25 protein-coding genes and 1 pseudogene are annotated in these 24,969 nt (G+C 70.8%); 16 read left to right on the top strand and 10 right to left on the bottom strand.

Annotation, left to right across the window (positions count from 1 at the left end):
• Positions 1 to 4 precede the first annotated feature (4 nt).
• Positions 5 to 490 (top strand): DnaJ family domain-containing protein, encoded by a 486-nt coding sequence (locus tag ACZZ98_RS13390; RefSeq protein ID WP_463516706.1) that lies wholly within the window; start codon positions 5 to 7, stop codon positions 488 to 490.
• Here ACZZ98_RS13390 and ACZZ98_RS13385 read toward each other — a convergent pair.
• Positions 438 to 1,055 carry a hypothetical protein gene (locus tag ACZZ98_RS13385; protein ID WP_463516705.1) on the bottom strand — a complete coding sequence of 206 codons (618 nt, stop codon included), beginning with the start codon at positions 1,053 to 1,055 and terminating at the stop codon, positions 438 to 440. The genes ACZZ98_RS13390 and ACZZ98_RS13385 overlap by 53 nt on opposite strands.
• Before the next feature lie 355 nt (positions 1,056 to 1,410).
• Between ACZZ98_RS13385 and ACZZ98_RS13380 the strand changes: the two genes are divergently transcribed.
• From ACZZ98_RS13380 to ACZZ98_RS13355, 6 genes are all read left to right on the top strand, one after another.
• Positions 1,411 to 2,802 (top strand): HNH endonuclease signature motif containing protein, encoded by a 1,392-nt coding sequence (locus ACZZ98_RS13380; protein WP_463516704.1) that lies wholly within the window; start codon positions 1,411 to 1,413, stop codon positions 2,800 to 2,802.
• Positions 2,803 to 3,254: 452 nt separating this feature from the next.
• Positions 3,255 to 3,803: an endonuclease/exonuclease/phosphatase family protein gene (locus ACZZ98_RS13375; protein WP_463516703.1), complete on the top strand. Its 549-nt coding sequence runs from the start codon at positions 3,255 to 3,257 to the stop codon at positions 3,801 to 3,803.
• Positions 3,778 to 4,785 carry a deoxyribose-phosphate aldolase gene (gene deoC, locus ACZZ98_RS13370; protein WP_463516702.1) on the top strand — a complete coding sequence of 336 codons (1,008 nt, stop codon included), beginning with the start codon at positions 3,778 to 3,780 and terminating at the stop codon, positions 4,783 to 4,785. Before ACZZ98_RS13375 ends, deoC begins: the two co-directional genes overlap by 26 nt.
• 28 nt (positions 4,786 to 4,813) lie before the next feature.
• Positions 4,814 to 6,259: an aldehyde dehydrogenase family protein gene (locus tag ACZZ98_RS13365; protein ID WP_463516701.1), complete on the top strand. Its 1,446-nt coding sequence runs from the start codon at positions 4,814 to 4,816 to the stop codon at positions 6,257 to 6,259.
• Between the two features lie 5 nt (positions 6,260 to 6,264).
• Positions 6,265 to 7,170 (top strand): aldehyde dehydrogenase family protein, encoded by a 906-nt coding sequence (locus ACZZ98_RS13360; RefSeq protein WP_463516700.1) that lies wholly within the window; start codon positions 6,265 to 6,267, stop codon positions 7,168 to 7,170.
• Positions 7,167 to 7,787 (top strand): uridine kinase family protein, encoded by a 621-nt coding sequence (locus ACZZ98_RS13355; RefSeq protein ID WP_463516699.1) that lies wholly within the window; start codon positions 7,167 to 7,169, stop codon positions 7,785 to 7,787. Before ACZZ98_RS13360 ends, ACZZ98_RS13355 begins: the two co-directional genes overlap by 4 nt.
• A 34-nt stretch (positions 7,788 to 7,821) precedes the next feature.
• Here ACZZ98_RS13355 and ACZZ98_RS13350 read toward each other — a convergent pair whose 3' ends face one another.
• Complete coding sequence (locus ACZZ98_RS13350; protein ID WP_463516698.1) at positions 7,822 to 8,190, bottom strand: DivIVA domain-containing protein; 369 nt, start codon at positions 8,188 to 8,190, stop codon at positions 7,822 to 7,824.
• A gap of 80 nt (positions 8,191 to 8,270) precedes the next feature.
• Between ACZZ98_RS13350 and ACZZ98_RS13345 the strand changes: the two genes are divergently transcribed.
• The 5 genes from ACZZ98_RS13345 to ACZZ98_RS13325 are packed head-to-tail and all read left to right on the top strand — an operon-like array spanning position 8,271 to position 13,602.
• A complete protein-coding gene (locus ACZZ98_RS13345) occupies positions 8,271 to 9,455 on the top strand; it encodes a hypothetical protein (protein ID WP_463516697.1) in 1,185 nt (394 codons plus the stop codon).
• Positions 9,452 to 10,096 carry a DUF4129 domain-containing protein gene (locus tag ACZZ98_RS13340; protein WP_463516696.1) on the top strand — a complete coding sequence of 215 codons (645 nt, stop codon included), beginning with the start codon at positions 9,452 to 9,454 and terminating at the stop codon, positions 10,094 to 10,096. Before ACZZ98_RS13345 ends, ACZZ98_RS13340 begins: the two co-directional genes overlap by 4 nt.
• A complete protein-coding gene (locus tag ACZZ98_RS13335; protein ID WP_463516695.1) occupies positions 10,093 to 11,298 on the top strand; it encodes a DUF4350 domain-containing protein in 1,206 nt (401 codons plus the stop codon). The genes ACZZ98_RS13340 and ACZZ98_RS13335 overlap by 4 nt, the downstream gene beginning before the upstream one ends.
• Positions 11,295 to 12,293: an AAA family ATPase gene (locus ACZZ98_RS13330; protein ID WP_463516694.1), complete on the top strand. Its 999-nt coding sequence runs from the start codon at positions 11,295 to 11,297 to the stop codon at positions 12,291 to 12,293. Before ACZZ98_RS13335 ends, ACZZ98_RS13330 begins: the two co-directional genes overlap by 4 nt.
• Positions 12,294 to 12,309: 16 nt before the next feature.
• Positions 12,310 to 13,602, top strand: a complete 1,293-nt coding sequence (locus ACZZ98_RS13325) for a DUF58 domain-containing protein (protein ID WP_463516693.1) — start codon at positions 12,310 to 12,312, stop codon at positions 13,600 to 13,602.
• Positions 13,603 to 13,604: 2 nt separating this feature from the next.
• Here the strand turns inward: ACZZ98_RS13325 and ACZZ98_RS13320 are convergent, their stop codons facing one another.
• Positions 13,605 to 14,426, bottom strand: a complete 822-nt coding sequence (locus ACZZ98_RS13320) for an RDD family protein (protein ID WP_463516692.1) — start codon at positions 14,424 to 14,426, stop codon at positions 13,605 to 13,607.
• 58 nt (positions 14,427 to 14,484) lie between these two features.
• Between ACZZ98_RS13320 and ACZZ98_RS13315 the strand changes: the two genes are divergently transcribed.
• A complete protein-coding gene (locus ACZZ98_RS13315) occupies positions 14,485 to 15,480 on the top strand; it encodes a stage II sporulation protein M (RefSeq protein ID WP_463516691.1) in 996 nt (331 codons plus the stop codon).
• An 84-nt stretch (positions 15,481 to 15,564) separates the two neighbouring features.
• On the opposite strand, the gene ACZZ98_RS13310 is transcribed toward ACZZ98_RS13315, so the two are convergent.
• The 7 genes from ACZZ98_RS13310 to ACZZ98_RS13280 form a co-directional block, all read right to left on the bottom strand.
• A complete protein-coding gene (locus ACZZ98_RS13310; protein ID WP_463516690.1) occupies positions 15,565 to 16,482 on the bottom strand; it encodes a hypothetical protein in 918 nt (305 codons plus the stop codon).
• 247 nt (positions 16,483 to 16,729) lie between these two features.
• Entirely contained in the window at positions 16,730 to 17,830 is a 1,101-nt protein-coding gene (locus ACZZ98_RS13305) for an adenosine deaminase (protein ID WP_463516689.1), read from the bottom strand.
• Positions 17,830 to 19,119, bottom strand: a complete 1,290-nt coding sequence (locus tag ACZZ98_RS13300; RefSeq protein ID WP_463516688.1) for a thymidine phosphorylase — start codon at positions 19,117 to 19,119, stop codon at positions 17,830 to 17,832. The genes ACZZ98_RS13305 and ACZZ98_RS13300 overlap by 1 nt, the downstream gene beginning before the upstream one ends.
• A gap of 30 nt (positions 19,120 to 19,149) precedes the next feature.
• Positions 19,150 to 19,545 carry a cytidine deaminase gene (locus ACZZ98_RS13295; protein ID WP_463516687.1) on the bottom strand — a complete coding sequence of 132 codons (396 nt, stop codon included), beginning with the start codon at positions 19,543 to 19,545 and terminating at the stop codon, positions 19,150 to 19,152.
• Positions 19,538 to 20,776 (bottom strand): amidohydrolase, encoded by a 1,239-nt coding sequence (locus ACZZ98_RS13290; RefSeq protein WP_463516686.1) that lies wholly within the window; start codon positions 20,774 to 20,776, stop codon positions 19,538 to 19,540. The genes ACZZ98_RS13295 and ACZZ98_RS13290 overlap by 8 nt, the downstream gene beginning before the upstream one ends.
• Before the next feature lie 42 nt (positions 20,777 to 20,818).
• Positions 20,819 to 21,364 carry a GbsR/MarR family transcriptional regulator gene (locus ACZZ98_RS13285; RefSeq protein ID WP_463516685.1) on the bottom strand — a complete coding sequence of 182 codons (546 nt, stop codon included), beginning with the start codon at positions 21,362 to 21,364 and terminating at the stop codon, positions 20,819 to 20,821.
• A gap of 44 nt (positions 21,365 to 21,408) precedes the next feature.
• Positions 21,409 to 22,488, bottom strand: a complete 1,080-nt coding sequence (locus ACZZ98_RS13280) for a mannose-1-phosphate guanylyltransferase (RefSeq protein ID WP_463516684.1) — start codon at positions 22,486 to 22,488, stop codon at positions 21,409 to 21,411.
• A 39-nt stretch (positions 22,489 to 22,527) separates the two neighbouring features.
• On the opposite strand from ACZZ98_RS13280, the gene manA reads away from it, so the two are divergent.
• From manA to ACZZ98_RS13265, 3 genes and pseudogenes are all read left to right on the top strand, one after another.
• A complete protein-coding gene (gene manA, locus ACZZ98_RS13275) occupies positions 22,528 to 23,712 on the top strand; it encodes a mannose-6-phosphate isomerase, class I (protein WP_463516683.1) in 1,185 nt (394 codons plus the stop codon).
• Positions 23,713 to 23,963: 251 nt separating this feature from the next.
• Positions 23,964 to 24,260, top strand: a pseudogene (locus tag ACZZ98_RS13270) (glycosyltransferase); the annotation flags it as partial.
• 132 nt (positions 24,261 to 24,392) lie between these two features.
• Positions 24,393 to 24,953: a glycosyltransferase gene (locus ACZZ98_RS13265; protein WP_463517782.1), complete on the top strand. Its 561-nt coding sequence runs from the start codon at positions 24,393 to 24,395 to the stop codon at positions 24,951 to 24,953.
• The last annotated feature ends 16 nt before the right edge of the window (positions 24,954 to 24,969 follow it).

The following is a 24,969-nucleotide window of genomic DNA, read 5'->3' as shown; positions in this document are numbered from 1 at the left end:
TGTCATGGCTTTCCACGAGTCGTGGGTCGAGAAGCAGATCCGTGAGGCGCAGGAGCGCGGCGAGTTCGACAACCTGCCGGGCGCCGGCAAACCGCTGACCGGTCTCGACGACCCCGACCCCGACTGGTGGGTCAAGAAGATGATGGCCCGCGAGGGTCTGAGCATGTCCGATGCCCTGCCACCGGTGCTCCAGCTGCGGCGTGAGTACGCGACCTTCCCCGAGTCGCTGCTCGACGTCCGGACCGAGGACGGGGTCCGCGAGGTGCTGCGCGACTACAACCTGCGCGTCATCGACGACCGGCGACGGCCGGTGCTCGGCACGCAGTCACCGGTGTGGGCGCCGACCGTCGACGTCGAGGCGATGGTCGCGCGCTGGCGTGAGCTCCGCGACGAGCAGGCTGCTGCAGCTGCCGCAGCCGTCGAGGTCGCAGCGGGCGTCAGCGAACCCGACCCGCCTCGGAAGCGGTGGTGGCAGCGACTCCGGCCCTGACGGCATACGCGATGCCGGCCAGGCCGAGAGTGGTCAGAGCGCCGGCGGCGACGAGGTTGGAGGTGCGAACGGCCACGCTGTCCATCTGCGACGACAGCCACCACCCGACGAACCAGGGCTCAACGACTGCTCCGAGCGGCACGACCATCCGGGCCGCGATTCCCCATCGGCTGCGGAACCGCGCCAGCGCACCCACAAGTCCCAGGGGCGCTCCGGTCACGGCAGCAGCCACGAACCACAGGGCATTCGAGCTGAAGGACCCGAGCGGCATGAGCCCGGTCAGCTCACCGACGCCGTAGTGCACCACCAGCGCCCCGGAGCCGGCGAGGAGCCCGGCGAGCGCGGCCGGAGCACGGCGTCGCAGCAGTGCGCCCGCGAGGACGGAGATGCCGGCCCATACGGTGCCCGCGTTGAGCAGCAGGCTGAAGGTCCGCCGGACGCCGAAGAGCACCTGCTGCTCGCCCGAGAGCTGGGCGTCGGTCGTGATGTTGACGATGAGGGACGCGACGCCCAGAGCCACCACCGCCAGCGCCACCCACGACGCGCGTCGCGTCCATTCCCCCATCACCCGGGCAACCCTATTCGGAACGATGGCCACCGTCGTCGCGGTGTTGGGCGGACGCGGTCGACCGCCTCGGTCAGGCGAGGTGGCGGGCGAACCAGGCGTGACGGGTGATCGCGTACTCGACTTCCGCGTCGGCTCAACCCATCGGGTGCCACTCCATTTCAGATCTGTCACGTCAGTCGCGTCGGTCGTAGTGTGTGGCGCGGTAGATGAGTTGGGTTGCGCTGCAGCGGAATTGGTGTGGATATCGTCGTGACTGTCACCGAACACGTGTACGATGAGAGGTATGGAGGGGACACCAGCAACCGGAGGGCCTGAGGTTCAGGTCCGCTCCGTGGTGTCCAGTCTTGCTGCTGTGAATCCGGAGGGTTTGACCGAGCCGGAGCGGGTCGCGGCGGTGTCGGCGCTAGAGGCGTTGAAGGGTGCGGCAGCGGCTGCACAGGCGCGACTGACGGCGGCTGCAGTGCTGGATCGTGAGGCGTTGGGTGAAGACTCGCGCAGTGTGCGCGCGGACCTGGCTCTGGCGCGGCGCTGCTCGCCCACGTCGGCGGACCAGCACGTCGGTGTCGCGAAAGCGCTCGTGGGTGAGATGCCCGAGACGATGGCGGCGTTGACCCGTGGGGAGATCAGCGAGCGGCGGGCGATGATCGTGGTGCGGGAGACGGCCTGCCTGAGTGTGGAGCACCGCGCGGAGGTCGATCGCCGCCTCGCACCCACGATCGGGTCGTTGGGGGACAAGGTGCTGGCCGGGGCGGCCCGGCGTGCGGGTGCCGCGTTGGATGCGGCAAGTCTTGCTGAGCGCAACCGCCGCGCTGTCGCGAGTCGTCGTGTCAGTGTCCGCCCAGCCGCCGATGGGATGGCATGGCTGTCGATCCTGGGTCCGATGAAGGAGATCATCGGAGCCCACGTCGCCCTGACGGCCGAGGAGTCTCGCCGTCACCAGATCGACCCGGACCTGCCGGCGGAGCAGTGGGAGGCCGCCGCGGCAGCGGCACGTGCCGACACCCGCGGCAAGGGTGCGTGGCTCGCCGACCGGGCCCTCGAGCTCCTCAGTGGTCGGGCGAAGGGTCAGCCGCAGCCGGTCGAGGTCAACATCGTCATGACCGACAAAGTCCTGCTACCGGCCGCGTTCGGTGGCCAGCCGCCTGCTGACGACGTGGCTGTCGTTCCTGGTTGGGGCCCGATCCCCGGCGCCGAAGCTCGCGCCCACCTCGCTGCACTGCTCGACGACGCTGACGTGGACGCCAAGACCACCGTGTGGCTGCGAAGGCTGTTCACCGACCCCTCCGGTCGCGACCTCGTCAGCCTGGACTCCAAGCGTCGCCGCTTCCTCGGCGGGCTCCGCCGCTTCCTGGAACTGCGCGACCCCACCTGCCGGGTCCCATGGTGCGACGCTCCCGCGATTGAGTCAGATCACGTGGAGGCGATCCATACCGACGGCACCACGTCGGGAGCCAATGGCGCTGGGCTCTGCAAACGCCACAACCTCGTCAAGGAAGAACCCGGCTGGCACGTCAGGGTCCAGTCGACAGGCCTCGACGGGACCGGAGCACACGGCATACGCATCACCACCCCGACCGGACGCGTCCACGACTCCACCGCTCCACCCATCCTTGGTGAGGGCTCGGTTCCACCCGATCCCGTCCACCTCCAGGACCGGCCCCTGCCCAACGACCCCTGGGGTGGCTGGATCCCCGACCCACCCGACGACTGGTTCACCCAGGACGTCGAGATGCGGGTCGCCTGATCGTCGTGCAGTTCTCACGCGGGCGTCGGCTCGTGTTCGCCTGGTCTGCCTAACGTCGACGGACGTGACCCGACGCCTTCGACCGATCCTTCTCCTGACCGCCGCCACGATGACCGTGCTTCCGGGGATCGCCACAGCGAGTCCTCAGCCGGGCCAAGGACGGGGCTCCGAAGCGTCCGCCGCGCAGCTCCGGGTGATCCAGCACAACACCGACCACGTCCCCGCCGCCTGGGACTTCGTCGTCGGCCAGGTCGACGCCTTCGAGCCCCAGCTCGTGGCCGTGCAGGAGGTGTGCCGGCCGTGGTTCGAGGCGCTGCAGGCCGAGCACCCGAGCTGGACCTTCGCCTACCACCCGCGCAAGCTTCCACTTCGGCAACAGCAAGAACCCCGGGTGTGGCGGCGACTGGATCGGCGAGCTCATCATCTACACCGGCGCAGCGAACCGCCCGACGATGACGCCCGACTACCCCAACAACAACGCCGACGGGGTCGAGAAGTTCGGCATGGCCTGTGTCGAGTTCCGCCGCGAAGGCATCCCGACCCTGGGTTGCTCGACCCACCTGTCAGCCTTCCCGACGTCCGGGGGACGCGGCACCCAGCCCGAGCGCGGTCCGCAGGTCCAGGCGGTCATCGACCACACCCAGCCCTACCGCGCAGCAGGGTGGGCCGTGGTCGTCGCTGGTGACCTCAACATGACCTCGGCCGCCGACAACCCCGACAACACGCCCATCATGAGCCAGCTCGTAGGGCCCGAGGTCGGCGGCACTGGAGACTTCTACGACGGCTCCCAGCACGACTGCACCTGTCGGCTCACCACCCCGACCACCGACAAGAACCAGCGCATCGACTACGTCCTCTGGTCGGGGAACCGGACGCCTTGGGCCGGTGCAGCCACCATGGAGCGGCTCGACAGCCCCGCGGGCCACCACCTCCTACGCTCCGTCGGCACGCTGTCCCGGCGGATAGACTCCCGGAGTGAGTACCACCAAAGCGGCCGTTGAGACGACGCTCGACCCGACGGCCCGAGCCCGGGACCTGCTCGACGTCTCCCGGCTGACCAACCAGTCCCTGACGCGCTGGCTCCACGGGCTCCCGGGCGTCGACCAGGTCGGCTGCGAGGCCCGCGCGGCAGATCTCGGCACCCGTTCGATCAAGACGACGAGCAAGGCGTGGGCCGTCGACCTGGCCATCTCGATGATCGACCTCACCACGCTCGAGGGCGCGGACACCAAGGGTCGTGTCCGGGGCCTCGCGTCCAAGGCGCTCCTCCCCGACCCGAGCGACCTCAGCACCCCTCGCCCGGCGGCGGTCTGCGTCTATGGCGACATGGTCAGCACCGCCAAGGAGGTGCTTGGCGACAGCGGAGTCAAGGTCGCAGCCGTCGCCACCGCCTTCCCCAGCGGGCGCGCGAGCCTGGCCGTCAAGCTCGCCGACACCAAGGACGCGGTCAGGGCCGGCGCCGACGAGATCGACATGGTCATCGACCGCGGCGCCTTCCTGTCCGGCGACTACCTCACGGTCTTCAACCAGATCGCCAAAGTCAAGGAGGTCTGCGGAGACGCTCGGCTCAAGGTCATCATGGAGACCGGCGAGCTCAACACCTATGACAACGTCCGCCGCGCCAGCTGGCTCTCGATGCTCGCGGGTGGCGACTTCATCAAGACGAGCACCGGCAAGATCCAGCCCGCCGCAACGCTCCCCGTCACGCTGATCATGCTCGAGGTCGTCCGCGACTGGCGCGACCTCACCGGCACCCAGGTCGGCGTCAAGCCGGCTGGGGGCATCAAGACGAGCAAGGACGCCATCAAGTTCCTCGTCACCGTGAGCGAGATCGCGGGCGAGGACTGGCTCGACAACCACTGGTTCCGCTTCGGCGCGAGCAGCCTGCTGGGCGATCTGCTCCTCCAGCGCCAGCGGATGACGACGGGCGCCTACTCGGGCGCCAACTACATCGCCGACGACTCCCCCTCCACGGCCTACTGAGCCCCGTGACAACGAAAGACGAAGCCTGATGCCCACGTTCGAGTACGCACCGGCTCCCGAGTCCCGCGCCGTCGTCGACCTCAAGAGCTCCTACGGGCTCTTCATCAACGGCGAGTTCGTGAGCGGGTCCGGAACGAGCTTCAAGTCGATCAGCCCCGCCACCGAGGAGGTCCTCGCCGAGGTCTCCGTGGCGAGCGAGGCGGACATCGACGCCGCCGTCAAGGCTGCGCGGACGGCATACACGCGCGTCTGGTCCCGGATGAGCGGCGCCGACCGCGGCAAGTACCTCTATCGCATCGCCCGCATCCTGCAGGAGCGTGCGCGCGAGTTCGCGGTCCTCGAGAGCCTCGACAACGGCAAGCCGATCAAGGAGAGCCGCGACGTCGACATCCCGCTCGCCGCAGCGCACTTCTTCTACAACGCCGGTTGGGCCGACAAGCTCGGGTATGCCGCGTTGCCCGGTGGTGACAACCCGCAGCCTCACGGTGTGGTCGGGCAGATCATCCCGTGGAACTTCCCCATGCTCATGCTCGCGTGGAAGATCGCCCCGGCCCTCGCGACCGGCAACACCGTCGTCCTCAAGCCCGCCGAGACGACACCGCTCACGGCGCTGCTCTTCGCCGAGGTGTGCCAGCAGGCCGACCTCCCGCCTGGCGTCGTCAACATCGTCACCGGTGCCGGCCCGACCGGTCAGGCGATCGTCGACCACCCCGGCATCGACAAGCTCGCCTTCACCGGCTCGACCGGCGTGGGCAAGATGATCGCCCGCGCGATCGCCGGCACCCGCAAGAAGGCCACGCTCGAGCTCGGTGGCAAGGCAGCCAACATCGTCTTCGACGACGCCCCCATCGACCAGGCCGTCGAGGGGATCGTCAGGGGGATCTTCTTCAACCAGGGTCACGTCTGCTGCGCCGGCTCGCGCCTGCTCGTCCAGGAGTCCATCGCGGACGAGGTCGAGAGCCGGCTCAAGCGCCGCCTCGGCACCCTGCGGGTCGGTGACCCCCTCGACAAGAACACCGACGTCGGCGCCATCAACAGCCGCGCCCAGCTCGACCGCATCATCGCCCTCACGGACGCCGGCGAGGGTGAGGGCGCCGTCCGCTGGGACAACGGCTGCGATCTGCCGAGCAAGGGATTCTGGTTCAGGCCAACGGTGTTCACCGGTGTGACGCAGACCCACCGCATCGCGCAGGAGGAGATCTTCGGTCCGGTGCTGTCGGTGCTGACCTTCCGCACCCCGCAGGAGGCCGTCGCCAAGGCCAACAACACGCCCTACGGCCTGTCCGCGGGCATCTGGACCGAGAAGGGCTCGCGCATCCTCTGGATGGCCGACCAGCTTAAGGCCGGGGTCGTCTGGGCCAACACGTTCAACCAGTTCGACCCGACCAGCCCGTTCGGCGGCTACAAGGAGTCCGGCTACGGCCGCGAGGGCGGCCGACACGGACTCGAGCCCTACGTGAAGACAGGGGTATGACCCACATGCCTAGAGTTGATGTGAAGAAGACCTACAAGCTCTACATCGGTGGCAAGTTCCCGCGCAGCGAGAGCGGTCGCTCCTACGAGGTCTACTCCGCCGCGAAGGGCAAGGCTCAGAAGGGCACCTTCCTCGCCAACGCGGCGCAGGGCTCGCGCAAGGACGCCCGGGACGCGGTGACCGCAGCGCGAGCCGCGCAGCCGGGCTGGGCCAGCAGAACGGCATACAACCGCGGTCAGGTCCTCTACCGCGTCGCGGAGGTCATGGAGGCCCGTCGCCCACAGCTCGTCCAGGAGGTGCGCGACGCCGAGGGGCTGACGGCCGCGGCGGCGGAAGCCGTTGTCTCGCAGGCGATCGACCGCTGGGTCTGGTATGCCGGGTGGTCCGACAAGTACGTCCAGATCCTCGGCGGGATGAACCCCGTCGCCGGCCCGTACTTCAACATCTCGGCGTCCGAGCCGACCGGTGTCGTCGCGGTGCTCGCGCCGCAGGAGTCGAGCCTGCTCGGCCTCGTCTCGGTCATCGCGCCCGCCATCGTGTCCGGCAACGCGGTCGTCGTCGTCACGAGCGCTGACCGTCCGTTGCCGGCGATCACCCTGGCCGAGTGCCTCGCCACGTCGGACGTGCCCGGTGGCGTCGTCAACATCATCACCGGCAGGGCGGCCGAGATCGCTCCGTGGCTCGCGAGCCACCGCGACGTCAACGCCATCGACCTTGCCGGCGCCGCCGGCGCCGAAGGCGTGGACTGGGGCGCCCTCGAGGAGGCCAGCGCCGAGAACCTCAAGCGCGTCCTGCGGCCATCGGGCACCGGCACGGCTGCGGTCGAGCCCGACTGGACCGCCACTCCCGACCTGTCCCGACTCACCGCCTTCCTCGAGACCAAGACGGTCTGGCACCCCAAGGGCCGGTGACCGCCTCGGATCACCGGGCCCGCGTCGTCGTCCTCGCCGGACCGAGCGGGGCCGGCAAGTCGCGGTTGGCCGAGCGCCTCCATGCCGCCCACGGGTGGCCGATCGTCCGGCTCGATGACTTCTATCGCGACGAGGACGACCCCTCGATGCCCCGCAGCGACGAGCTCGGGATCATCGACTGGGACCACCCGGACTCCTGGAACGCGTCGACGGCGGTGGACTCGCTCGTCCAGCTCGTCGACACCGGCTCGACCTCGACTCCGGTCTATGACATCTCGCTGAGCCGGGCCGTCGACACGACCACCGTGGAGGCCGCACCGGACGACCTCGTCCTCGCCGAGGGGATCTTTGCCGCAGAGATCGTCGCCGCCCTGCGTGAGGCCGGGGTCCTGCACAGCGCGTGGTGCATCCACCACCGGCCGCTGGTGACGTTCGTGCGGCGCCTCGCGCGCGACCTCAAGGAACGACGGAAGAGCCCGATGGTGCTCGTGCGGCGCGGACTCGCGCTCATGCGGGCCGAACCCGAGGTCGTGCGTCGACAGGTCGCACTGGGGGCAGAGTCCGCGCGCGCCAAGGACGTCGAGGCCCGCCTGGCCCAGTCCGCGCTCCAGTCCTGAGGACGGGGTCTGGGGCGCGGAGCGCGGGGCGCGATCAGTCTCCGCGAAGGAGCCGGACCAGCCGGGCGCCCAGTCCCGGGCGCTCCCTGCCAGCGGTGGAACGCGGCGGCTGCGAGGTCGCCGGCGCGTCCGTGGTTGCCGTCCCCGCGCCGGTGGCCTGACGGACCACCTCGTCCAGGAGGGCGTCGACGTCGCCAAACTCATAACCTCGTCGCATCGACGTCGTCGGGAAGCTCGCGTTGCTCGCGATGGCCGCCACCTCGGCGCCCGACGCGCCGCCCTGCACCGCGCGCACCAGCTCGTCGAGCAGCTGGTCGGTCGCGACCTCGTCGTACCCACCTCGCAGCTGGGTCGTCCCGAAGGTGGCACTGCGGATGGTCTCGGCGAGCGTGGCGGGGTCCATCGCCCAAGGGTAGATCCGTGGCACGGCGACGTCGTCGCTCGGTTAGGGTCGAGACCAGTCACTGCCACGGGGAGAAGCGCATGAGCGAGCAGGGTTGGACCGCACCCGGCGGGGATGCCGGCCGTCAGGACCCGCCGCCGCCCCCGCCCCCGTCGCCGACTCCTCCGGCCCCACCGGCGAGGTACGTCCCGACACCACCGGCCTGGGCCCAGCCGGCACCGGGCGCCTGGCAGCAACCCCAGCACGCGCAACCCCGTCACCTCCCGCCGTACCAGCCCCGCCCCCCGATGGACTTCCGGCCGGGCATCATCCCGCTGCGGCCGCTGACGATGAACGACCTCTTCGGAGGCGTCTTCCGTGCCGTCCGCGGCAACGTCGCCGCCACCGTGGGCCTCGCCGCGCTGACCTCGCTGATCTTCCTCGTGCCGTTCACCGCGCTCGGCGCCTGGGTGTCGAGCAACGAGGAGTCGGTCTCGCTCGAGGAGTCGGTCAACAGCGACACCGCTGGTCTCGTGGGCTCGCTGGGCTCCCTCATCCCCTCGATCGGCTCGTGGTTCTCGACCATCCTGCTCGCGGGGTTCCTCGCCTACGTCATCGGCCAGGCCGTCCTCGGACGCAAGGTGAGCGCCGCAGAGACGTGGCGCGGGACGAGCCGGCGCATCGGCGCCCTCATCGGCGCGACCCTGCTCACCTCGGCGATCTTCATCGGCACCATGGCGGCCATCGTCGCCATCCCGATCATCCTCCTCGTCGCGGGAGGGACCGCCGGCAACGACGGCACCATCGCGGCCGGGGTCGTCCTGCTCGTCCTCGCCGTCCTGCTCGCCATCGTCGCCACGCTCTTCCTGTGGACCCGGCTCGCGTTCGTCACACCCTCCATCGTCCTCGAGAACCTCGGAGTCACCCAGGCGTTCGCCCGCTCGTGGAGGCTGAGCGGCGGGAGCGTGTTCTGGCGCCTGCTCGGCATCCGGGTCCTGGCAGCCATCGCCATCGGCATCGTCGGCTCGCTCATCACCGCCCCGCTCGCCCTCCTCGGCGTGGCCTTGGCCTTCACCGGCATCCCCCTCGACCAGATGTATGTATGGCAGGCCGTCATCACTGGTCTCAGTGGCGTGGTCGCCGGCGCCATCACGACGCCCGTCACCGCCGGGATCGACGCCCTCCTCTATGTCGACCACCGCATCCGGCGCGAAGGCCTCGACGTGCACCTCATCCAGACCGCGCAGGGCACGGCCGCCGCACCGTGGCCACGTGCCGAGGCATGACGCTTCGTCTCGCGCACCTCGACACGCCTCCCCTCGACCCGTCACGGAGCGAGGGCCGTCGCCTTCTCGAGGACGAGCTCGCCAAACCTCGGTATGCCGTGGAGCCGAGTCTCTGGGACCGCTTCCGGGACTGGCTGCTCGGTCTCTTCGACAGCAGCGGCCCCGGGCTGCCCTCATGGGTCTTCGGCATCGTCGTCGTCCTTGCCCTGGCCGTGCTCGTCCTCGTCGTCGTCCTGTTCCTCCGGCCGGAGGCCCGAGCCCGCCGCTCGGGAACCGACCGCGGAGTCCTCGACGAGCGCGGAGTCGACGCAACGGCATACCGGGCTCGCGCGCAGAGTGCTGTGCAGCAGCGGGACTGGGACACGGTCGTCCTCGACGGTTATCGCGCCATCGTCGCCTCCGGCGTGGAGCGCACGATCCTCGACCAGCTGCCGGGACGCACAGCGCGCGAGGCCTCGCTTGAGCTGTCGCGGGCCTTCGCCGGCGAGCGCGAGGCCCTGAGTGCGAGCGCGCACCGCTTCGACGCCGTGCGCTACGGCCACGACTCCGCCACCGAGGACGAGGCCCGTGCGGTGCTCGCTCTCGACGACCGTCTGGCTCGTGCCCGCCCCGGGCTGGCGCCTGCCGGAGCCGGGCCATGAATGCCGTGAACGCCGGAGACGCGGTGGCCCTGTGGCGTCGCGCGGGACTGTGGGCGCTCGTCGTCGCCGTGGGCGTGGGTGCCCTCGCCGCCATCGCCATCGCGACCACGCCCCCGGGTGACGCGATGGAGCCCGAAGGAGTCGGGCCGGCAGGTGGGGCAGCCCTCGTCGCGGTCCTCGAGCAGAACGGTGTCGACGTCGAGACGGCCACCTCCGTCGACGACGTCACGACAGCGCTGCGCGAGCGCGATGACGACACGAGCGTCGTCATCGCCAACACGTCCAACCTGGGCACCGCCGCCGCCGCGACCCTGCGGCAGGAGTCGCGCGAGGTCGACCGGATCGTCGTGCTCTCCCCGTCGACCGCCCAGCTGCGGGCGCTGGGAGCCGACGCGACCGCCCTGCCCGTCGGAGCCGCCATCCAGGTCGAGAGCCGCTGTGACATCGGCACCGTCGACGAGGGCGACTCCCTCATCGGCATCGACACCCGCTACGAGCCCGGCAGCGTCCTGACCGGAGCCGAGGTCTGCTTCCCGCTCACGCTCCGGGCTCAGGACGGGGACGAGAGCGGTGAGGGCGAGCACGGCGCCGGGCTCCTCCAGCTGCCTCCGACCGCGGAGCACCCCCCGATGACCATCGTGGGCAGCACCACGGGGTTCGCCAACGGGGCCATCACCGACGAGGACAACGCCGCCATCGCGTTGCGGCTCCTGGGCGCCTCGTCACGGCTCGTCTGGTACCAACCCGACGTCGCGGACCTCGTCGACGGCGCCGGCGCCGACGACGGCTCCCTCCTGCCGCGGTGGCTCATGCCGACGCTCGCGCTCGGCTCGGTGGCCATCATCCTGCTGTCCGTGGTCCGCGGCCGTCGGCTGGGGCGACTCGTGCGCGAGCCGCTGCCCGTCGTCGTGCGCGCCGTCGAGACCACCGAGAGCCGCGGGCGGCTCTATCGTCGGGCCCAGGACCGGCCGCGGGCCGCCGCCGTCCTGCGGATCGCCACCCTGGACCGGCTCCGCGCGCGCCTCGGCCTGCGTCGCGGCGACTCCGTCGAGACCGTCGCCCGCGCCATCTCCGCCGCCACCGGCCGCCCCGTGCGTGAGGTGCTCGACCTCGTCGCCGGCCCCCACCCCACCGATGACGCCGCGCTCGTGCGGCTCGCCCAGGACCTGTCCGACCTCGAGGAGAAGGCTCACCGCCCATGACCGAGAACACCACCGCCCGCCAGCCCGCCGCACGTCAGGCGGCCGCCCCAGAGGCACGCGAAGCCCTGCTGCGGGTGCGCACCGAGGTCGCCAAGGCCGTCGTCGGGCAGGACGCCGCCGTCACCGGCCTCCTCGTCGCACTGCTGTGCCGCGGCCACATCCTGCTCGAGGGCGTGCCGGGCGTGGCCAAGACCCTCCTCGTCCGCTCGCTGTCGCAGGCGCTGGCCGTGCAGACGAAGCGGGTGCAGTTCACGCCCGACCTCATGCCGGGCGACCTCACCGGCTCGCTCGTCTTCGACTCGCGCACGAGCGACTTCACCTTCCGCCAGGGTCCCGTCTTCACCAACATCCTGTTGGCGGACGAGATCAACCGCACGCCTCCCAAGACGCAGTCGGCCCTCCTCGAGGCGATGGAGGAGCGGCAGGTCAGCGTCGACGGCCACCCGCACCCGCTGGCGCCGCCGTTCATGGTGGCCGCGACCCAGAACCCGGTCGAGTACGAAGGCACCTATCCCCTGCCCGAGGCGCAGCTCGACCGCTTCCTCCTCAAGGTGACGCTGCCGCTGCCGCCGCGCGCCGACGAGGTCGCGGTGCTCCGCCGCCACGCCGACGGGTTCGACCCCCGTGACCTCGGCGCAGCCGGTCTCGGCGCCGTCGCCTCCGCGGCCGATCTCGAGGCCGGGGCCGACGCCGTGCGGCAGGTGGAGGTCAGTGACGACATCGCGGCATACGTCGTCGACATCGCCCGCGCGACGCGCACCTCGCCGTCACTGTCCCTCGGCGTGAGTCCCCGTGGCGCCACCGCACTCATGTCCACGGCGCGGGCCTGGGCCTGGCTCAACGGTCGGGGCTACGTGACGCCCGACGACGTCAAGGCACTGGCGCACGCGACCCTGGCCCACCGGCTCTCGCTGCGACCCGAGGCCGAGCTCGAGGGCGTCGACGTGGCCGCCGTCCTCGACAGCGCCCTGGGCTCCGTCCCCGTTCCTCGCTGACGTGGGCTGACGCCTCATGGCTCTCACCTCCCGGGCTCTCTGGCTCGTCCTCCTCGGCATCGTCCCGGTGGTGCTCCGCCCCACCGCCTCGACGGTGTGGCTGTGGCTGCTGCTGTCCGCCGTGGTCATCGCCGTGGACGTGCTCCTCGCGCCCGCACCGCGCTCGATGCAGCTCGCCCGGTCGGCGCCGACCACCGTGCGGCTCGGGGAGTCGGTGACCACGTCGCTGCTCGTCACTCACCCCGGCTCCCGCCTGGCCCGGGGCCTGCTGCGTGACGCGTGGCCGCCCTCGGCGGGAGCCGAGCTGACGCGCCACCCCCTCCGCCTGCCGGGCGGGGAACGCGCACGCTTCACCACCACCCTCACGCCGACACGGCGTGGTGACCGCGACGCCGACCGTGTCACCCTGCGCCTGCGCGGACCTCTCGGGATGGGCGCACGTCAGTCCTCGGTCGAGGTGCCCGGCAGGCTGCGGGTGCTCCATCCGTTCCCCTCACGCAAGCACATCCCCAGTCGGCTCGCAGTGCTCCGTCAGCTCGACGGCCGCGCGGCGATGCGCACTCGTGGGCAGGGCACGGAGTTCGACTCACTGCGCGACTACGTCGAGGGCGACGACGTGCGCTCCATCGACTGGCGTGCGACGGCCCGACGCCGGGACCTGGTCGTGCGCACCTGGCAGCCCGAACAGCACCGCCGCATCATCATCGTCATCGACACGTCCCGCACGAGCGCCGGACGCATCGGCGACGCCCCGCGGCTCGACTCGGGCATGGACGCCGCGCTCTTCCTCACGGCCATCGCCGGCCACGCACGGGACCGCGTCCACGTGATCGCCGGCGACCGGGTCGTGCGCGCGCACGTCTCGGGTCACGACCGGGTCGGCGTCCTCCATGACGCGATCTCCGAGCTCGCGCCCGTGGACGCGCAGCTCATCGAGGCCGACTGGCGGCTGCTCGCGACCGAGGTGACCCGGGTCGGCACCCAGCGGGCGCTGGTCGTGCTCATCACACCGCTGGAGTCGTCCGCGCTGGAGGAGGGACTCCTCCCGGTGCTGCCCGCCCTGGCCTCACGGCACCGGGTCGTCATCGCCTCGGTCGCCGACCCCGCCGTCGAGGCGTTGCGTCGTGGGCGGGACACCGCAACGGACGTGTATGCCGCTGCGGCGGCCGAGCGGACCGTCGGCCTGCGTGCCCGGACGGCCGGGGCCTTCCGGTCCCTCGGGGTGGAGGTGCTCGACGAGACACCCGACAAGCTGCCGCTGGCACTGGTGGACCACTACCTCGCGCTCAAGCGCCAAGGACTCCTCTGACCTCAGCCGAGCGGGTCGGGCGGGAGCAGCCGCTGGGCCCTCGCACCGTCGGCGATCATGCGGTCGAGGTCGCGGCGACGCCGCTCCGCGAGGACCGCTCGCAGGACCCACTCCGGGTGCACGCCGGGAGGCGGCGGGGGTGACACGTGCCGCAGCACCTGGGCGCAGAGGTCGTCACCGAGGTGCTGGCGCGATGCCGGCGTCAGGGCGCCTGTTCGGGTGAGGAACTGGCGCACACCGATCGTCAGCGACGCCGACATCGGGCCGATGTCGGTCGCGCGGACCCAGTGCTCGAGCGCAGGCGGCGCCTCGGGAGGTGCTGTCAGCTCCAGCTTGTGGCGCAGCGACATGACGTAGGTGCCGGCGGCCATGTCGCCCAGGCGCTTGGCCCGCGGGTGGATCACGGCGGCGATGATCGCCGGGGCGCCCTGGAGGAGATAGAACTCGACGAAGCCGACGAGGTGACGAATCACGCTGTGGCGCAGCGTGATCGGTCCACCATCGTCACGCACGGTGCACAGGCCGAGGGCATACTTGCCGGGGCTGCGACCGCGCGTCAGGGTCTCGAAGACCGCCGGCAGGATCACGGTGAGGCCCACCATGAGGACGATCGCTGCGGCCGTGCCCGCGGCGTCCGACATCAGGCCGACGAGCGAGCCGACGACGAAGAACGCGCCGATGGCCAGCACGATCGTGATGACGAGGTCGATGAGGCGAGCGGCCACTCGGCTGAGCACGCCCGCCACGGGGACCTCGACCGAGACGCCCTCGCCGGTGACGAGGTCCTCGCCGGCGTAGGTGCGATATCCCCCGTCCACGCTCATGCCGTCGAGAGTACTTGTGCCGAGTCCGGCGCGGGTCGGTGACGCATAGAGTGGCGCCGTGGACCTCGACGCCTACATCGCCACCCATGTGGGTCAGTGGCGCCGCCTGGAGGAGCTGGTCGGTCGGCGCCGGCTCTCGGGGGCTGAGTCCGACGAGCTCCTCGACCTCTACCAGCGGGTCTCGACGCACCTGTCGGTCGTGCGCTCGGCCAGCCCGGACCCCTCGCTCGTGAGCTACCTGTCCACGCTCCTGGCGCGCGCCCGGCATACCGCCACGGGGTCCCGGACCACGTCGTGGGGCGACGCGGGCCGCTTCTTCACCCAGACTTTCCCGGCAGCGCTCTACCGGACGCGACGCTGGTGGCTCGCGACGACGATCGCCAGCGTCCTGCTGGCAGTGGTCGTCGGCGCATGGGCGGTGCGTCACCCGGAGGTGTTCACCCAGCAGATGACGGCCGCCGAGATCGAGGCCTATGTCGGGACGGACTTCGAGAACTACTACTCCGAGTACCCCCACCACGAGTTCGCGACCCTGGTGTGGACCAACAACGCCTGGGTGGCGGCGCAGTGCATCGCCCTCGGTGTGCTCGGCCTGCCCGTCCTCTACATCCTCGCGCAGAACGTCATCGGCGTCGGCATCGCCGGTGCACTCATGGTGAGCCACGACCGGGGCTCCCTCTTCTTCGGGCTGATCCTCCCCCACGGCCTGCTCGAGCTGACGGCCGTCTTCGTCGCCGCGGCAGTGGGTCTGCGGCTCTTCTGGTCGTGGATCGAGCCCGGCCCCCGCAGTCGACTCGACTCCTTCGCCGCCGAGGGCCGGACCGCCGCGGCCATAGCCCTCGGCCTGGTCGTCGTGCTCTTCGTCAGTGGCGGCATCGAGGGGTTCGTCACGCCGTCGGGTCTGCCGACCTGGGCGCGCATCCTCATCGGAGTCGTGGCAGAGGTGCTCTTCTTCGCCTACGTGTTCGTCGTGGGTGGGCGAGCCGCGCGGGCCGGCATCACCGGTGACGTCGCAGACAGCGACCAGCCGGCAACGGCTCCCGTCGCGGCCTGAGCGAGTAACACCCTTCTCGCAACGTCTGCGGATGTGGTCGATAGAGCAACCACCTACGCAGACGCAAGCCGCACCTTGGCCTTCTCAGCCGGCCCATCCACGGGCGCGCAGAACCTGGACTAGGGCGTCGAAGAGTGGGTCAGGATCACATCGAAGCGTCAGCACTGACAGCGGTATCACAGCATGGCCCTGTGCCTGGAGATCCGCGATCCGCACCTCATCGCGCATCGCGACGTCCAGGGCGTCGTGTCCGGCGCCGTTCACCTCGACCACCACGCCGTAGTCCTCCCAGAACACATCCAGCACAGCTTTGCCCTGCGAGATGTGGCGCACCACCTGCCGCGTCGGTTCAGGTATGTGTCGCCGCCTGCACGCGACCGCGAAATCAAGTTCGTTGAGCGACTCGGCGCCCAACGAGATGTCGCGGAGCCCGGCCAACAGCGGTTTGCGAAAGCGATGCCTTTTGATCGGTTCGAAGGCGACGGCGACGTCGTCCGCCCGGACAAGGCCCTGTTGAATCGGCATCACCAAGCACAGCATCGCCTGTCGAAGGGAGACCGCCCACAGGGCACCCTGGACGGTAGCCACCGCGGGACGGGAGCGCGGAAGTCCTACGGTCGTCGCATCCTTCGCGGTCCATCGCCTGGTCTCGTGTAGGCGCACACCCGTCACGGGCTGCTTCTCAAGCCCTTTGGGCACCCAGATGTGGATCATCGCCTCGACGTAGCCCTTCAGTCCGTCAGACTCCAGCGCCGTCATGCCGCCCAGCCGGGCCCCAGGGCCAACGGCGAGCAGGGCCTCACGCCATGCGGCCTCACCACTTGTTGCGACGGTGCTGGTGACGACACCCTTGCCGGGGAGAACTCGCCAGCGTTCAGCGGAGACCATCGCCCGTCGGCGGCCTCGGCTCACTCCAGCGTCGCGAAGTATGGACAGCGGAACCACGCCACACCGTTCATCGATGAGAACGCTGAGGTCCGGATGTGGTCGTTGGATCGGCATGGCGACCACGATCCGCGGCCAGGACCTTGGACGGAGGAGTCATGTGTCGACGTGTGGACAAGACAAGGTGCGGCGATGGCCTGTGGATGAGCGAACGGCATACACGATGTCGGTGCTGCGTCTGCGGGAACGGTCGCCAGAACCGCCACATCCGCCGACGCAAGTAAGTGTCTCGCTCACTGCGTCTGCGCAAACGGTTGCTAGAACGACCACCTCCGCAGACGCAAGCTGGAGGGAAAACGCGGGCTCAGGTCGCCGCGGACAACGCGGCATACCCCGGCTTGACGACCCGCTCGATGATCGCGAGCCGCTCGTCGAACGGGATGAACGCCGACTTCATGGCGTTGATCGTCGCCCAGCGCAGGTCGTCGAGGGTCCATCCGGCCTCGTCGACGAGCTGCTGCATCTCGCGCGACATCGACGTCCCCGACATGAGGCGGTTGTCGGTGTTGATCGTGACCCGGAAGCGCAGGTCCTTGAGCATCGTGATCGGGTGTGCAGCGATGGACTCGGCCGCACCCGTCTGCAGGTTGGACGTCGGCGCCATCTCGAGCGGGATCCGCATGTCCCGCACGTATGCCGCGAGGAGACCGAGCGTGTGCGTGTCGCCCCTGGTGGTGATGTCGTCGACGATCCGCACCCCGTGACCGAGACGGTCGGCGCCGCACCACTGGATCGCCTCCCAGATGCTCGGCAGCCCGAAGGCCTCGCCCGCGTGGATCGTGAAGTGGGCGTTCTCGCGGCGGAGGTACTCGAAGGCCGACAGGTGACGGCTCGGAGGAAATCCGGCCTCGGCGCCGGCGATGTCGAACCCACCGACGCCCTCGTCGCGATAGCGCACCGCCAGCTCGGCGATCTCGTCGCTCTTGGCGGCGTGGCGCATGGCGGTGAGCAGCGAGACCATGCGGATCGGCGTGCCGGCGGCAGCCGCTTCGGCCTCCCCCTCACGCAGGCCCTCGAGCACGGCCTCGATGACCTCGGTGAGGGCGAGACCCTTCTCGACGTGCAGCTCCGGGGCGAATCGCGACTCGGCATAGACGACTCCGTCGGCGGCGAGGTCGACGGCACACTCGCGCGCCACCCGACGCAGCTCGTCAGGGGTCTGCATCACGGCAACCGTGTGGCTGAAGGTCTCGAGGTAACGCACCAGGGAGCCCGAGTCGGCGCTGTCGCGGAACCAGCGCCCGAGCTCGTCCGAGTCGGTGGCGGGCAGCGCGTCGTAGCCCGACTCGGCGGCGTGGTCGAGGATCGTCTGCGGTCGCAGGCCACCGTCAAGGTGGTCGTGCAGCAGCGCCTTGGGTGCGCGTTTGACGATGTCGGCGGGGACGGCCGAGGCGAGGGTGCTCATCAGGAGATCCTGTCGATGACGAGTGGAAGCAGGTCGGGGCGAGACCCCTCGGGCGCGATGGTGAAGCCGCCCTCGAGGGCCTCCTTGGCCCGCTCGAACTTCTCGGGGGTGTCGGTGTGGAGGGTCATGAGCCTCTCGCCGCCACGCACCGTCGCGCCGGGCTTGTAGTGCAGCTCGATGCCTGCGCCGGCCTGCACCGGGTCCTCCTTGCGTGCGCGACCGGCGCCGAGCCGCCACGCGGCGACCCCCACGGCATAGGCATCGAGCTGCGTGAGCACACCGTCGGCCGGCACGAGGATCTCCTCGGTGTGCCTGGCGACCGGCAGCTCGGCGTCCGGGTCGCCACCCTGCGCGGCGATCATCCGGCGCCAGACGTCCATGGCCCGACCGTCCTTGAGCGCTGCGCCCACGTCGTCACCGTCGCGACCGGCGGCCTTCAGCATCTCCTGAGCCAGTGCCACGGTCAGCTCGACGACGTCCTCGGGCCCGCCACCGGCGAGCACCTCGACCGACTCACGGACCTCGAGCGCGTTGCCGGCCGTCAGCCCCAGCGGCGTCTGCATGTTGGTGAGCAGCGCGACCGTCCTGACGCCGGCGTCGGTGCCGAGCTCGACCATGGTGCGGGCGAGCTCGGTCGCGTCCTCGCGGTTCTTCATGAAGGCACCCGAGCCGACCTTGACGTCGAGCACGAGCGCGCCGGTGCCCTCCGCGATCTTCTTGCTCATGATCGAGCTGGCGATGAGCGGGATGGCCTCGACCGTGCCGGTGACGTCGCGCAGGGCATACAGCTTCTTGTCAGCGGGGGCCAGTCCGGAGCCGGCCGCGCAGATGACGGCGCCGACCTCGTCGAGCTGCCGAAGCATCGCCTCGTTGGAGAGGTCGGGCTTCCAGCCGGCGACCGACTCGAGCTTGTCGAGGGTGCCGCCGGTGTGGCCGAGGCCGCGACCGGAGAGCTGCGGCACGGCCACGTCGAAGACCGCGACGAGGGGCGCCAGGGGCAGGGTGATCTTGTCGCCCACCCCGCCGGTGGAGTGCTTGTCGGCGGTCGGGCGGGACAGTGACGAGAAGTCCATCCGCTCGCCGCTGGCGATCATCGCGGCGGTCCACGTGGCGATCTCACGGCGGTTCATGCCGTTGAGCAGGATGGCCATGGCGAGGGAGCTCATCTGCTCATCGGCGACCGCCCCGCGGGTGTAGGCGTCGATGACCCAGCGGATCTGGTCGTCGCTCAGCTCGTGCTCGTCCCGCTTGGCGGTGATGACGTCGACGGCGTCGAAACTCTCGCTCATGGCGTCATCATGTCACCCGCCACGAGCCCCTCAGATCTGGCTGAGGTTCTCCGGGCCGAAGGCCTGCGGCAGGATCTGCTCCATGGTCTGCACGCCCTCCGGCGTCATGACGAGGCACGAGGCGCCACCGTTCTCCCACAGCAGCTGGCGGCAGCGACCGCACGCCATGAGTGCCTCTCCCCGCCCGTCCACGCAGTAGACCGCGACGAGCCGACCACCGCCGGTGGCGTGCAGCTCGGAGACCATGCCGCACTCGGCGCAGAGGGCCACGCCGTAGGCGGCGTTCTCCACGTTGCAGCCGGCCACGATGCGGCCGTCGTCGGTGAGCCCCGCAACCCCGACGCGGTAGTTCGAGTAGGGCGCGTACGAGCGGTTCGTCATCTCGACCGCCCTGTCGCGCAACGCATCCCAGTCGACGTCACTCATGCGCACCTGCCTGCCCCTCGAGGTGGCCGAGGGCGAGGGTGTCGCCGCCGGCCTTGACGGTGTGGGCCACGACGACCGTGGCGAGCAGCCGCGCGCCGCAGCCGATGGCGTCCTCGTCGATGACGACGTCACCCTGGTGCAGGTCATAGGTGCGCCCGCCCGGAGTGCGCGTCCCGAGGCGCGCCATGGCGCCGGGAGCGTGTGAGAGGTACCAGGAGTAGTCCTCCCCGCCGAGCGACTGGACGGTCGGTGCCATGTGCAGTCCCGAGCCGAGACAGGCGAACCGCAGCGCGTCGATCGCATCCGCCTGGTTGACGACCGGCGGCACACCCTTGATCCGCTCGAGGGAGGCGGTGACGCCATAGGGGGCGACGACGGCCTGCACGATCTCGTCGAGCAGCGGTCCGACGGTGAGCCACGCGTTGGCGTCGAGCATGCGCAGGGTCCCGCTGCACTCGCCCGTGCTCGGGATGACGTTGCTCGCCGTCCCCGAGCGCACGACTCCCCAGACCAGTGCCGCCCCCGCGCGGGGGTCGAGCCGACGGGACAGCGCGGCCGGGACGTCGGTGACCACCTTGGCCAGCGCATAGGTGAGGTCCTCGGTCAGCTGCGGACGCGAGGTGTGACCGCCTCGACCGGTGAGGCTGACCCGGATGTGGTCGCACGCGGCGGTGATCGGTCCTTCGCGCAGCCCGACCTGCCCGACGTCGAGCGAGGGGTCGCAGTGGATGGCGAAGATCGCGTCGACCCCCTCCATGACGCCCTCGGCGATGGCCTCGTGGGCGCCGCCGGGGATGACCTCCTCGGCCGCCTGGAAGATCGCGCGCACGCCGGTGCCCCGCTCGAGCAGCACCTCCTCGTGCTCCTTGAGCGCCAGCACCGCGCCGAGGAGAGCACTCACGTGGACGTCATGGCCACACGCGTGCGCCACCCCGTCGGTCGTCGAGGCGAAGGGGAGGTCCGTCTGCTCCTGCACGGGGAGCGCATCCATGTCCGCACGCAGGGCGACCCGGTATGCCGCCTGCTCGGCTCCGAGGTCGGCGACCAGTCCCGTGCCGCCGAGGCGGCGGACGCGCACGCCGGCCTGCTCCAGCCGTCGGGCGACGATGTCGGTCGTCCGCGTCTCGCGGCGCGCCAGCTCGGGGTGGGCGTGGAGGTCACGGCGGATCGCGATGAGCTCTGGGATTGCCGACGCGACGCTGGCGCCGAGCGTGGTGAGGGTGTCAGTCATGAGGACCCCCATGCTACTGGGACGGCCCCGTGCGCCCGACGCTCATCTCGTGCGCCGGTGGGCGTCCCATCGGTCGAGGATCCCGCTCATCTCGTGGGAGACGAACTCGAGGAACTCCCTGGACAGCTGGAGCCGCCCCCCGGCACTGCTCCCGGCCCCGAGGTGGTCGACGCCGTCGGCGAGCGCAGCCACGATCGGCGCATGGACCTGGTCGGTGCTCGTGAGGGCGGCGTGCCAGGCGTCGTCCAGGACAACGAACACGTCCTTGCGCCCCCCACGCTCGCGCTCACGACGGAGCAGTCCGACGTGACCGAGGTGGCGCACCGCTCCCGACACCGCCGCCGCGCTCACGGAGAGCTCCCGGGCCAGCTCGGCGGCGGTCATCCGCCCGTCGTCGTCGACGAGGAGCGCGGCGAAGACCCGTGACGGCATGGGCGGGAACCCGGCGCCCGAGAGGGCCGCCCCGAGCCGCTCGACGACCGCGTGCGACTCCTCGTTGCTCACCGCGGGGCCACCGTCGGCGGCCCCGCGGTCGGCGGCACGGCCACGGTTGCGGGAGGCGGACACGGACGGCGAGCGGGACGGCATACCCGAGTTTAGAGCCTTCACGTTTTTGTGAACTCTGCGTCGGGCTACGTCAGGTCGGTGCGGCCCAGCGCCTTGAGCTGCTCGACGACCTGCTTGACGTCCTGGGCCCGGTCCCGGGTCGTCACGAGCACCGCGTCACCGGAGTCGATGACGACGACGTCCTCGATGCCGACGACGGCGATCGGGCGGCCTCCGCGCGGTGAGACCAGACCGGTGGAGTCGACGGAGTGGACCAGCGCGGCGTCGCCGAGGACGCGCGGACCCAGCTCGGGCTCGGGCAGGAGTGACGCGAGGCTCGAGAAGTCACCGATGTCGTCCCAGGCGAAGTCACCCGGGACGACGGCGACCACTCCGATGTCGGCCGCAGGCTCCGCGACGGCGTGGTCGATGGCGATCTTCTCGAGCGTCGGCCAGATCTCGTCTAGCCGGCCCGGCTCGGCAGCGATGGCTCGCACCCCCTCGGCGAGCTCGGGGTGCCAGCGTTGGAGCAGGTCGAGCAGTGTCGCTGCGCGGACGACGAACATGCCTGCGTTCCAACGGAACTCACCCGTGGACAGATAGGCGGTTGCGCGGCCGGAGTCCGGCTTCTCGACGAACTGGCGCACTCGCCGGGCCGTCGCCACCCCCGGGATCGGGGCCCCCATCTGGATGTAGCCGAAGCCCGTCGAGGGATGTGTGGGCTCGATGCCAATGGTGACGACCAGGCCACTGCGAGCGACCTCGACGGCCTCGGCGACACAGGCGTGGAAGGCCGCACGGTCGGGGATGACGTGGTCCGCAGCGAAGGAGCCGACGACCGCCTCGGGGTCGCGGGCCTCGACCACCGCCGCAGCCAGTCCGATCGCCGCCATCGAGTCACGCGGGGCCGGCTCGGCGAGCACCTGCCCGGTCCGCAGCGTGGGCAGCTGGTCGCGCACCGCCGTCGCGTGGGCGGCGCCGGTGACGACGATGACGCGGTCGTCGGCGAGGGGGGTCACGCGGTCGACCGTCTCCTGGAGCAGGCTGCGCCCCGAGCCGGTGAGGTCGTGGAGGAACTTGGGATGACCCGCCCGTGAGAGCGGCCACAGGCGGGTCCCGGCTCCCCCAGCAGGGATGACGGCCCAGAACCCCGCAATGTCTGACATGTCCGTCAGGCTAACCACCCCGACACCTACGATGGCCCGATGGATCTGCTGGAGCCGGTGCTCTTCACCGACGCCTGGGGTTCGCACGTGTCCATCGCGAGCCTCCAGGGACGCAGCATCCCGAGCGCCGAGCCCGAGTCCGAGCTGTGGATGGGCGCCCACGAGAGCGGCCCGTGTGGCATCACCCGGCACGGTGTCCCGACGACGCTCGCCGACGTCATCCGCGCCGATCCGGCCGGCGAGCTCGGAGGCCGGTGCGCCGCCGACTTCGAGGGGCGCCTGCCCTTCCTCCTCAAGGTCCTCGCCCCCGGTCGCGCGATCTCGATCCAGGCCCATCCCACCGCCGAGCAGGCTCGTGTCGTCCGCGACCAGGACCGGAAGCGGAGCCACGTCGACGCGACCTATGTCGACGACTGGGCCAAGCCCGAGATGCTCGTCGCGATCGCTCCCTTCACCGTCTTCGTCGGCATGCGCACTCCCGAGGAGGTGGCCTCCCTCGCCAAGCGCCTCGCCATCCCCCGGCTCACCGACCTCGTCGAGGCCGCGAGCACCCGGACCGACCCCAGCCATGCCCTGCTCGCCGCCATCCTCGCCACGCCCGAGGACGAGCACACCGGTTTCGCCCGCGAGCTCGTCGCCGCCTGCGTGCGCGTCTCGGCCAGTCCGGACGACGAGGGTCACCAGTGCGCCGCGATCGCGCACGTCGCCGAGGACCACCCCGACGACATCGGCCTCGCCGTGCTGCTGCTCATGTACCACCGCGTCCTCGAGCCGGGTGACTACATCGACGTGCCCGCGGGCGTGCTGCACTCCTACGTCGGCGGACTCGGCATCGAGGTCCTGGCCAACTCCGACAACGTCGTCCGCGCCGGACTGACCGACAAGGAGCTCAACGTGCCCGAGCTCCTGCGCATCGTCGACCCCGACGCCGACGGCAGGGTGGGTCACGCCGACCCAGACCCACAGCTCCCGGCGACCGAGCGCTTCCCCAGCGAGTCCGACCGCTTCGCCCTGCGCCGCCTGCACTCCCCCGACCAGGTCGCGATCCCGGGCGACGGCACTCCCCGCATCGTCTTCTGCCTCCACGGCGACGTCACCCTCACCAGCTCGGAGGCGACGCTCGCGCTGGGACCGGTGCGGGCGGCATACCTGTCAGCGAGGGACCACGACGTCACGGTGACGGGCAGCGGCGAGGTCTTCCTCGTCACGTTGCCGGGCGTCTGACGTTCACGTCGTGCTCACCTGACACACCTCCAGGGGCTGCTCACGCACCACCGGACCCCGGGACCGTGGACGCATGCGAGTTGCCATGGTGACGGAGTCCTTCCTCCCCACGCTCAACGGTGTGACGACGAGCGTGTGCCGCGTGGCCCAGTCGCTGCGCGCGCTCGGTCACGAGGCACTCATCATCGCGCCGGGTCCGGCTCCGACGACGTTCGAGGGATTCCGCGTCCGCGGCCTGCCGTCGGTCAGCGTGCGCCAGTTCCCCACCGGTGTGCCGACTCCGGCGCTGCGCCGAGCTTCTCGAGGAGTTCGCGCCGGACGTCATCCACGCAGCCTCACCGTTCATCCTCGGCGCCCGCGCCCTCCAGCTCGCCGACCTCACTGGCACGCCCGCCGTCGCGATCTACCAGACCGACATGCCCAGCTATCTGGCCCAGCACGGTCCGGGCCGCCTCGGCGCCGGCGCGGCGAACGCCGCCTGGCGATGGATCCGCCGCATGCACGCCCACGCCGACCTCACGCTCGCACCGTCGAGGTCGACCCTGGCCGACCTCCGCTCGCACGGAGTTCCGCGCACCGACCTCTGGGCCCGCGGCGTCGACACGAGCCTGTTCTCGCCGCGGTGGCGCACCGACCCCAGCACGCTCGAGCTGCGTCGGGCGCTCGCACCGAGCGGTGAGGTGCTCCTCGGCTACGTCGGTCGGCTCGCCCCCGAGAAGGAGCTGTGGCGTCTCACCGAGGTCGCGCAAATCCCCGGCACCCGGCTCGTCATCATCGGGGACGGCCCCAACCGGGCCCAGATCGGAGCCCAGCTCACCGAGGCGGTGGCATCCATGCCGGGCCGTCCGAACCGCTCACCGATCTTCCTCGGACGCCAGTCCGGCGACGACCTTGCCCGCTCGTATGCCGCCCTGGACGTCTTCGTGCACACGGGCACCCGCGAGACCTTCGGCCAGACGCTCCAGGAGGCGGCGGCGTTCGGCCTGCCCGTCGTCGCACCGGCTCGAGGGGGTCCACTCGACCTCGTCGACCACGGCCGGACAGGCCTGCTCTTCGACCCCGACCTACCCGGCTCACTGCACGACCACGTCGACGCCCTCGTCGGGGACCCGCAGTGGCGCTCGAGACTGGGCACGGCGGCGGAGCAGGCCGTCCGCGGTCGTTCGTGGGAGACCCTCACCGAGCAGCTCGTGGGTCACTACGGGTCCGCCCGCCTGGCCAGGTCTGTTCGCGCCGCCTGAACCGCCCCGTCGCGTA

This window comes from Knoellia sp. AC549, assembly GCF_979258975.1.
Note: the sequence above shows the minus strand (reverse complement) of the source record. Positions and strands in the feature narration are given on the sequence as shown.

What these genes read in the sequence shown, in the direction of transcription:
- ACZZ98_RS13390 (WP_463516706.1), top strand. Translation starts at nt 5, where the DNA reads ATGGCTTTCCACGAGTCGTGGGTCGAGAAGCAGATCCGTGAGGCGCAG.
- ACZZ98_RS13385 (WP_463516705.1), bottom strand. Translation starts at nt 1,055, where the DNA reads ATGGGGGAATGGACGCGACGCGCGTCGTGGGTGGCGCTGGCGGTGGTG.
- ACZZ98_RS13375 (WP_463516703.1), top strand. Translation starts at nt 3,255, where the DNA reads ATGACGCCCGACTACCCCAACAACAACGCCGACGGGGTCGAGAAGTTC.
- ACZZ98_RS13365 (WP_463516701.1), top strand. Translation starts at nt 4,814, where the DNA reads ATGCCCACGTTCGAGTACGCACCGGCTCCCGAGTCCCGCGCCGTCGTC.
- ACZZ98_RS13360 (WP_463516700.1), top strand. Translation starts at nt 6,265, where the DNA reads ATGCCTAGAGTTGATGTGAAGAAGACCTACAAGCTCTACATCGGTGGC.
- ACZZ98_RS13350 (WP_463516698.1), bottom strand. Translation starts at nt 8,190, where the DNA reads ATGGACCCCGCCACGCTCGCCGAGACCATCCGCAGTGCCACCTTCGGG.
- ACZZ98_RS13345 (WP_463516697.1), top strand. Translation starts at nt 8,271, where the DNA reads ATGAGCGAGCAGGGTTGGACCGCACCCGGCGGGGATGCCGGCCGTCAG.
- ACZZ98_RS13340 (WP_463516696.1), top strand. Translation starts at nt 9,452, where the DNA reads ATGACGCTTCGTCTCGCGCACCTCGACACGCCTCCCCTCGACCCGTCA.
- ACZZ98_RS13335 (WP_463516695.1), top strand. Translation starts at nt 10,093, where the DNA reads ATGAATGCCGTGAACGCCGGAGACGCGGTGGCCCTGTGGCGTCGCGCG.
- ACZZ98_RS13330 (WP_463516694.1), top strand. Translation starts at nt 11,295, where the DNA reads ATGACCGAGAACACCACCGCCCGCCAGCCCGCCGCACGTCAGGCGGCC.
- ACZZ98_RS13325 (WP_463516693.1), top strand. Translation starts at nt 12,310, where the DNA reads ATGGCTCTCACCTCCCGGGCTCTCTGGCTCGTCCTCCTCGGCATCGTC.
- ACZZ98_RS13320 (WP_463516692.1), bottom strand. Translation starts at nt 14,426, where the DNA reads ATGAGCGTGGACGGGGGATATCGCACCTACGCCGGCGAGGACCTCGTC.
- ACZZ98_RS13310 (WP_463516690.1), bottom strand. Translation starts at nt 16,482, where the DNA reads ATGCCGATCCAACGACCACATCCGGACCTCAGCGTTCTCATCGATGAA.
- ACZZ98_RS13305 (WP_463516689.1), bottom strand. Translation starts at nt 17,830, where the DNA reads ATGAGCACCCTCGCCTCGGCCGTCCCCGCCGACATCGTCAAACGCGCA.
- ACZZ98_RS13300 (WP_463516688.1), bottom strand. Translation starts at nt 19,119, where the DNA reads ATGAGCGAGAGTTTCGACGCCGTCGACGTCATCACCGCCAAGCGGGAC.
- ACZZ98_RS13295 (WP_463516687.1), bottom strand. Translation starts at nt 19,545, where the DNA reads ATGAGTGACGTCGACTGGGATGCGTTGCGCGACAGGGCGGTCGAGATG.
- ACZZ98_RS13290 (WP_463516686.1), bottom strand. Translation starts at nt 20,776, where the DNA reads ATGACTGACACCCTCACCACGCTCGGCGCCAGCGTCGCGTCGGCAATC.
- ACZZ98_RS13285 (WP_463516685.1), bottom strand. Translation starts at nt 21,364, where the DNA reads ATGCCGTCCCGCTCGCCGTCCGTGTCCGCCTCCCGCAACCGTGGCCGT.
- ACZZ98_RS13280 (WP_463516684.1), bottom strand. Translation starts at nt 22,488, where the DNA reads ATGTCAGACATTGCGGGGTTCTGGGCCGTCATCCCTGCTGGGGGAGCC.
- manA (WP_463516683.1), top strand. Translation starts at nt 22,528, where the DNA reads ATGGATCTGCTGGAGCCGGTGCTCTTCACCGACGCCTGGGGTTCGCAC.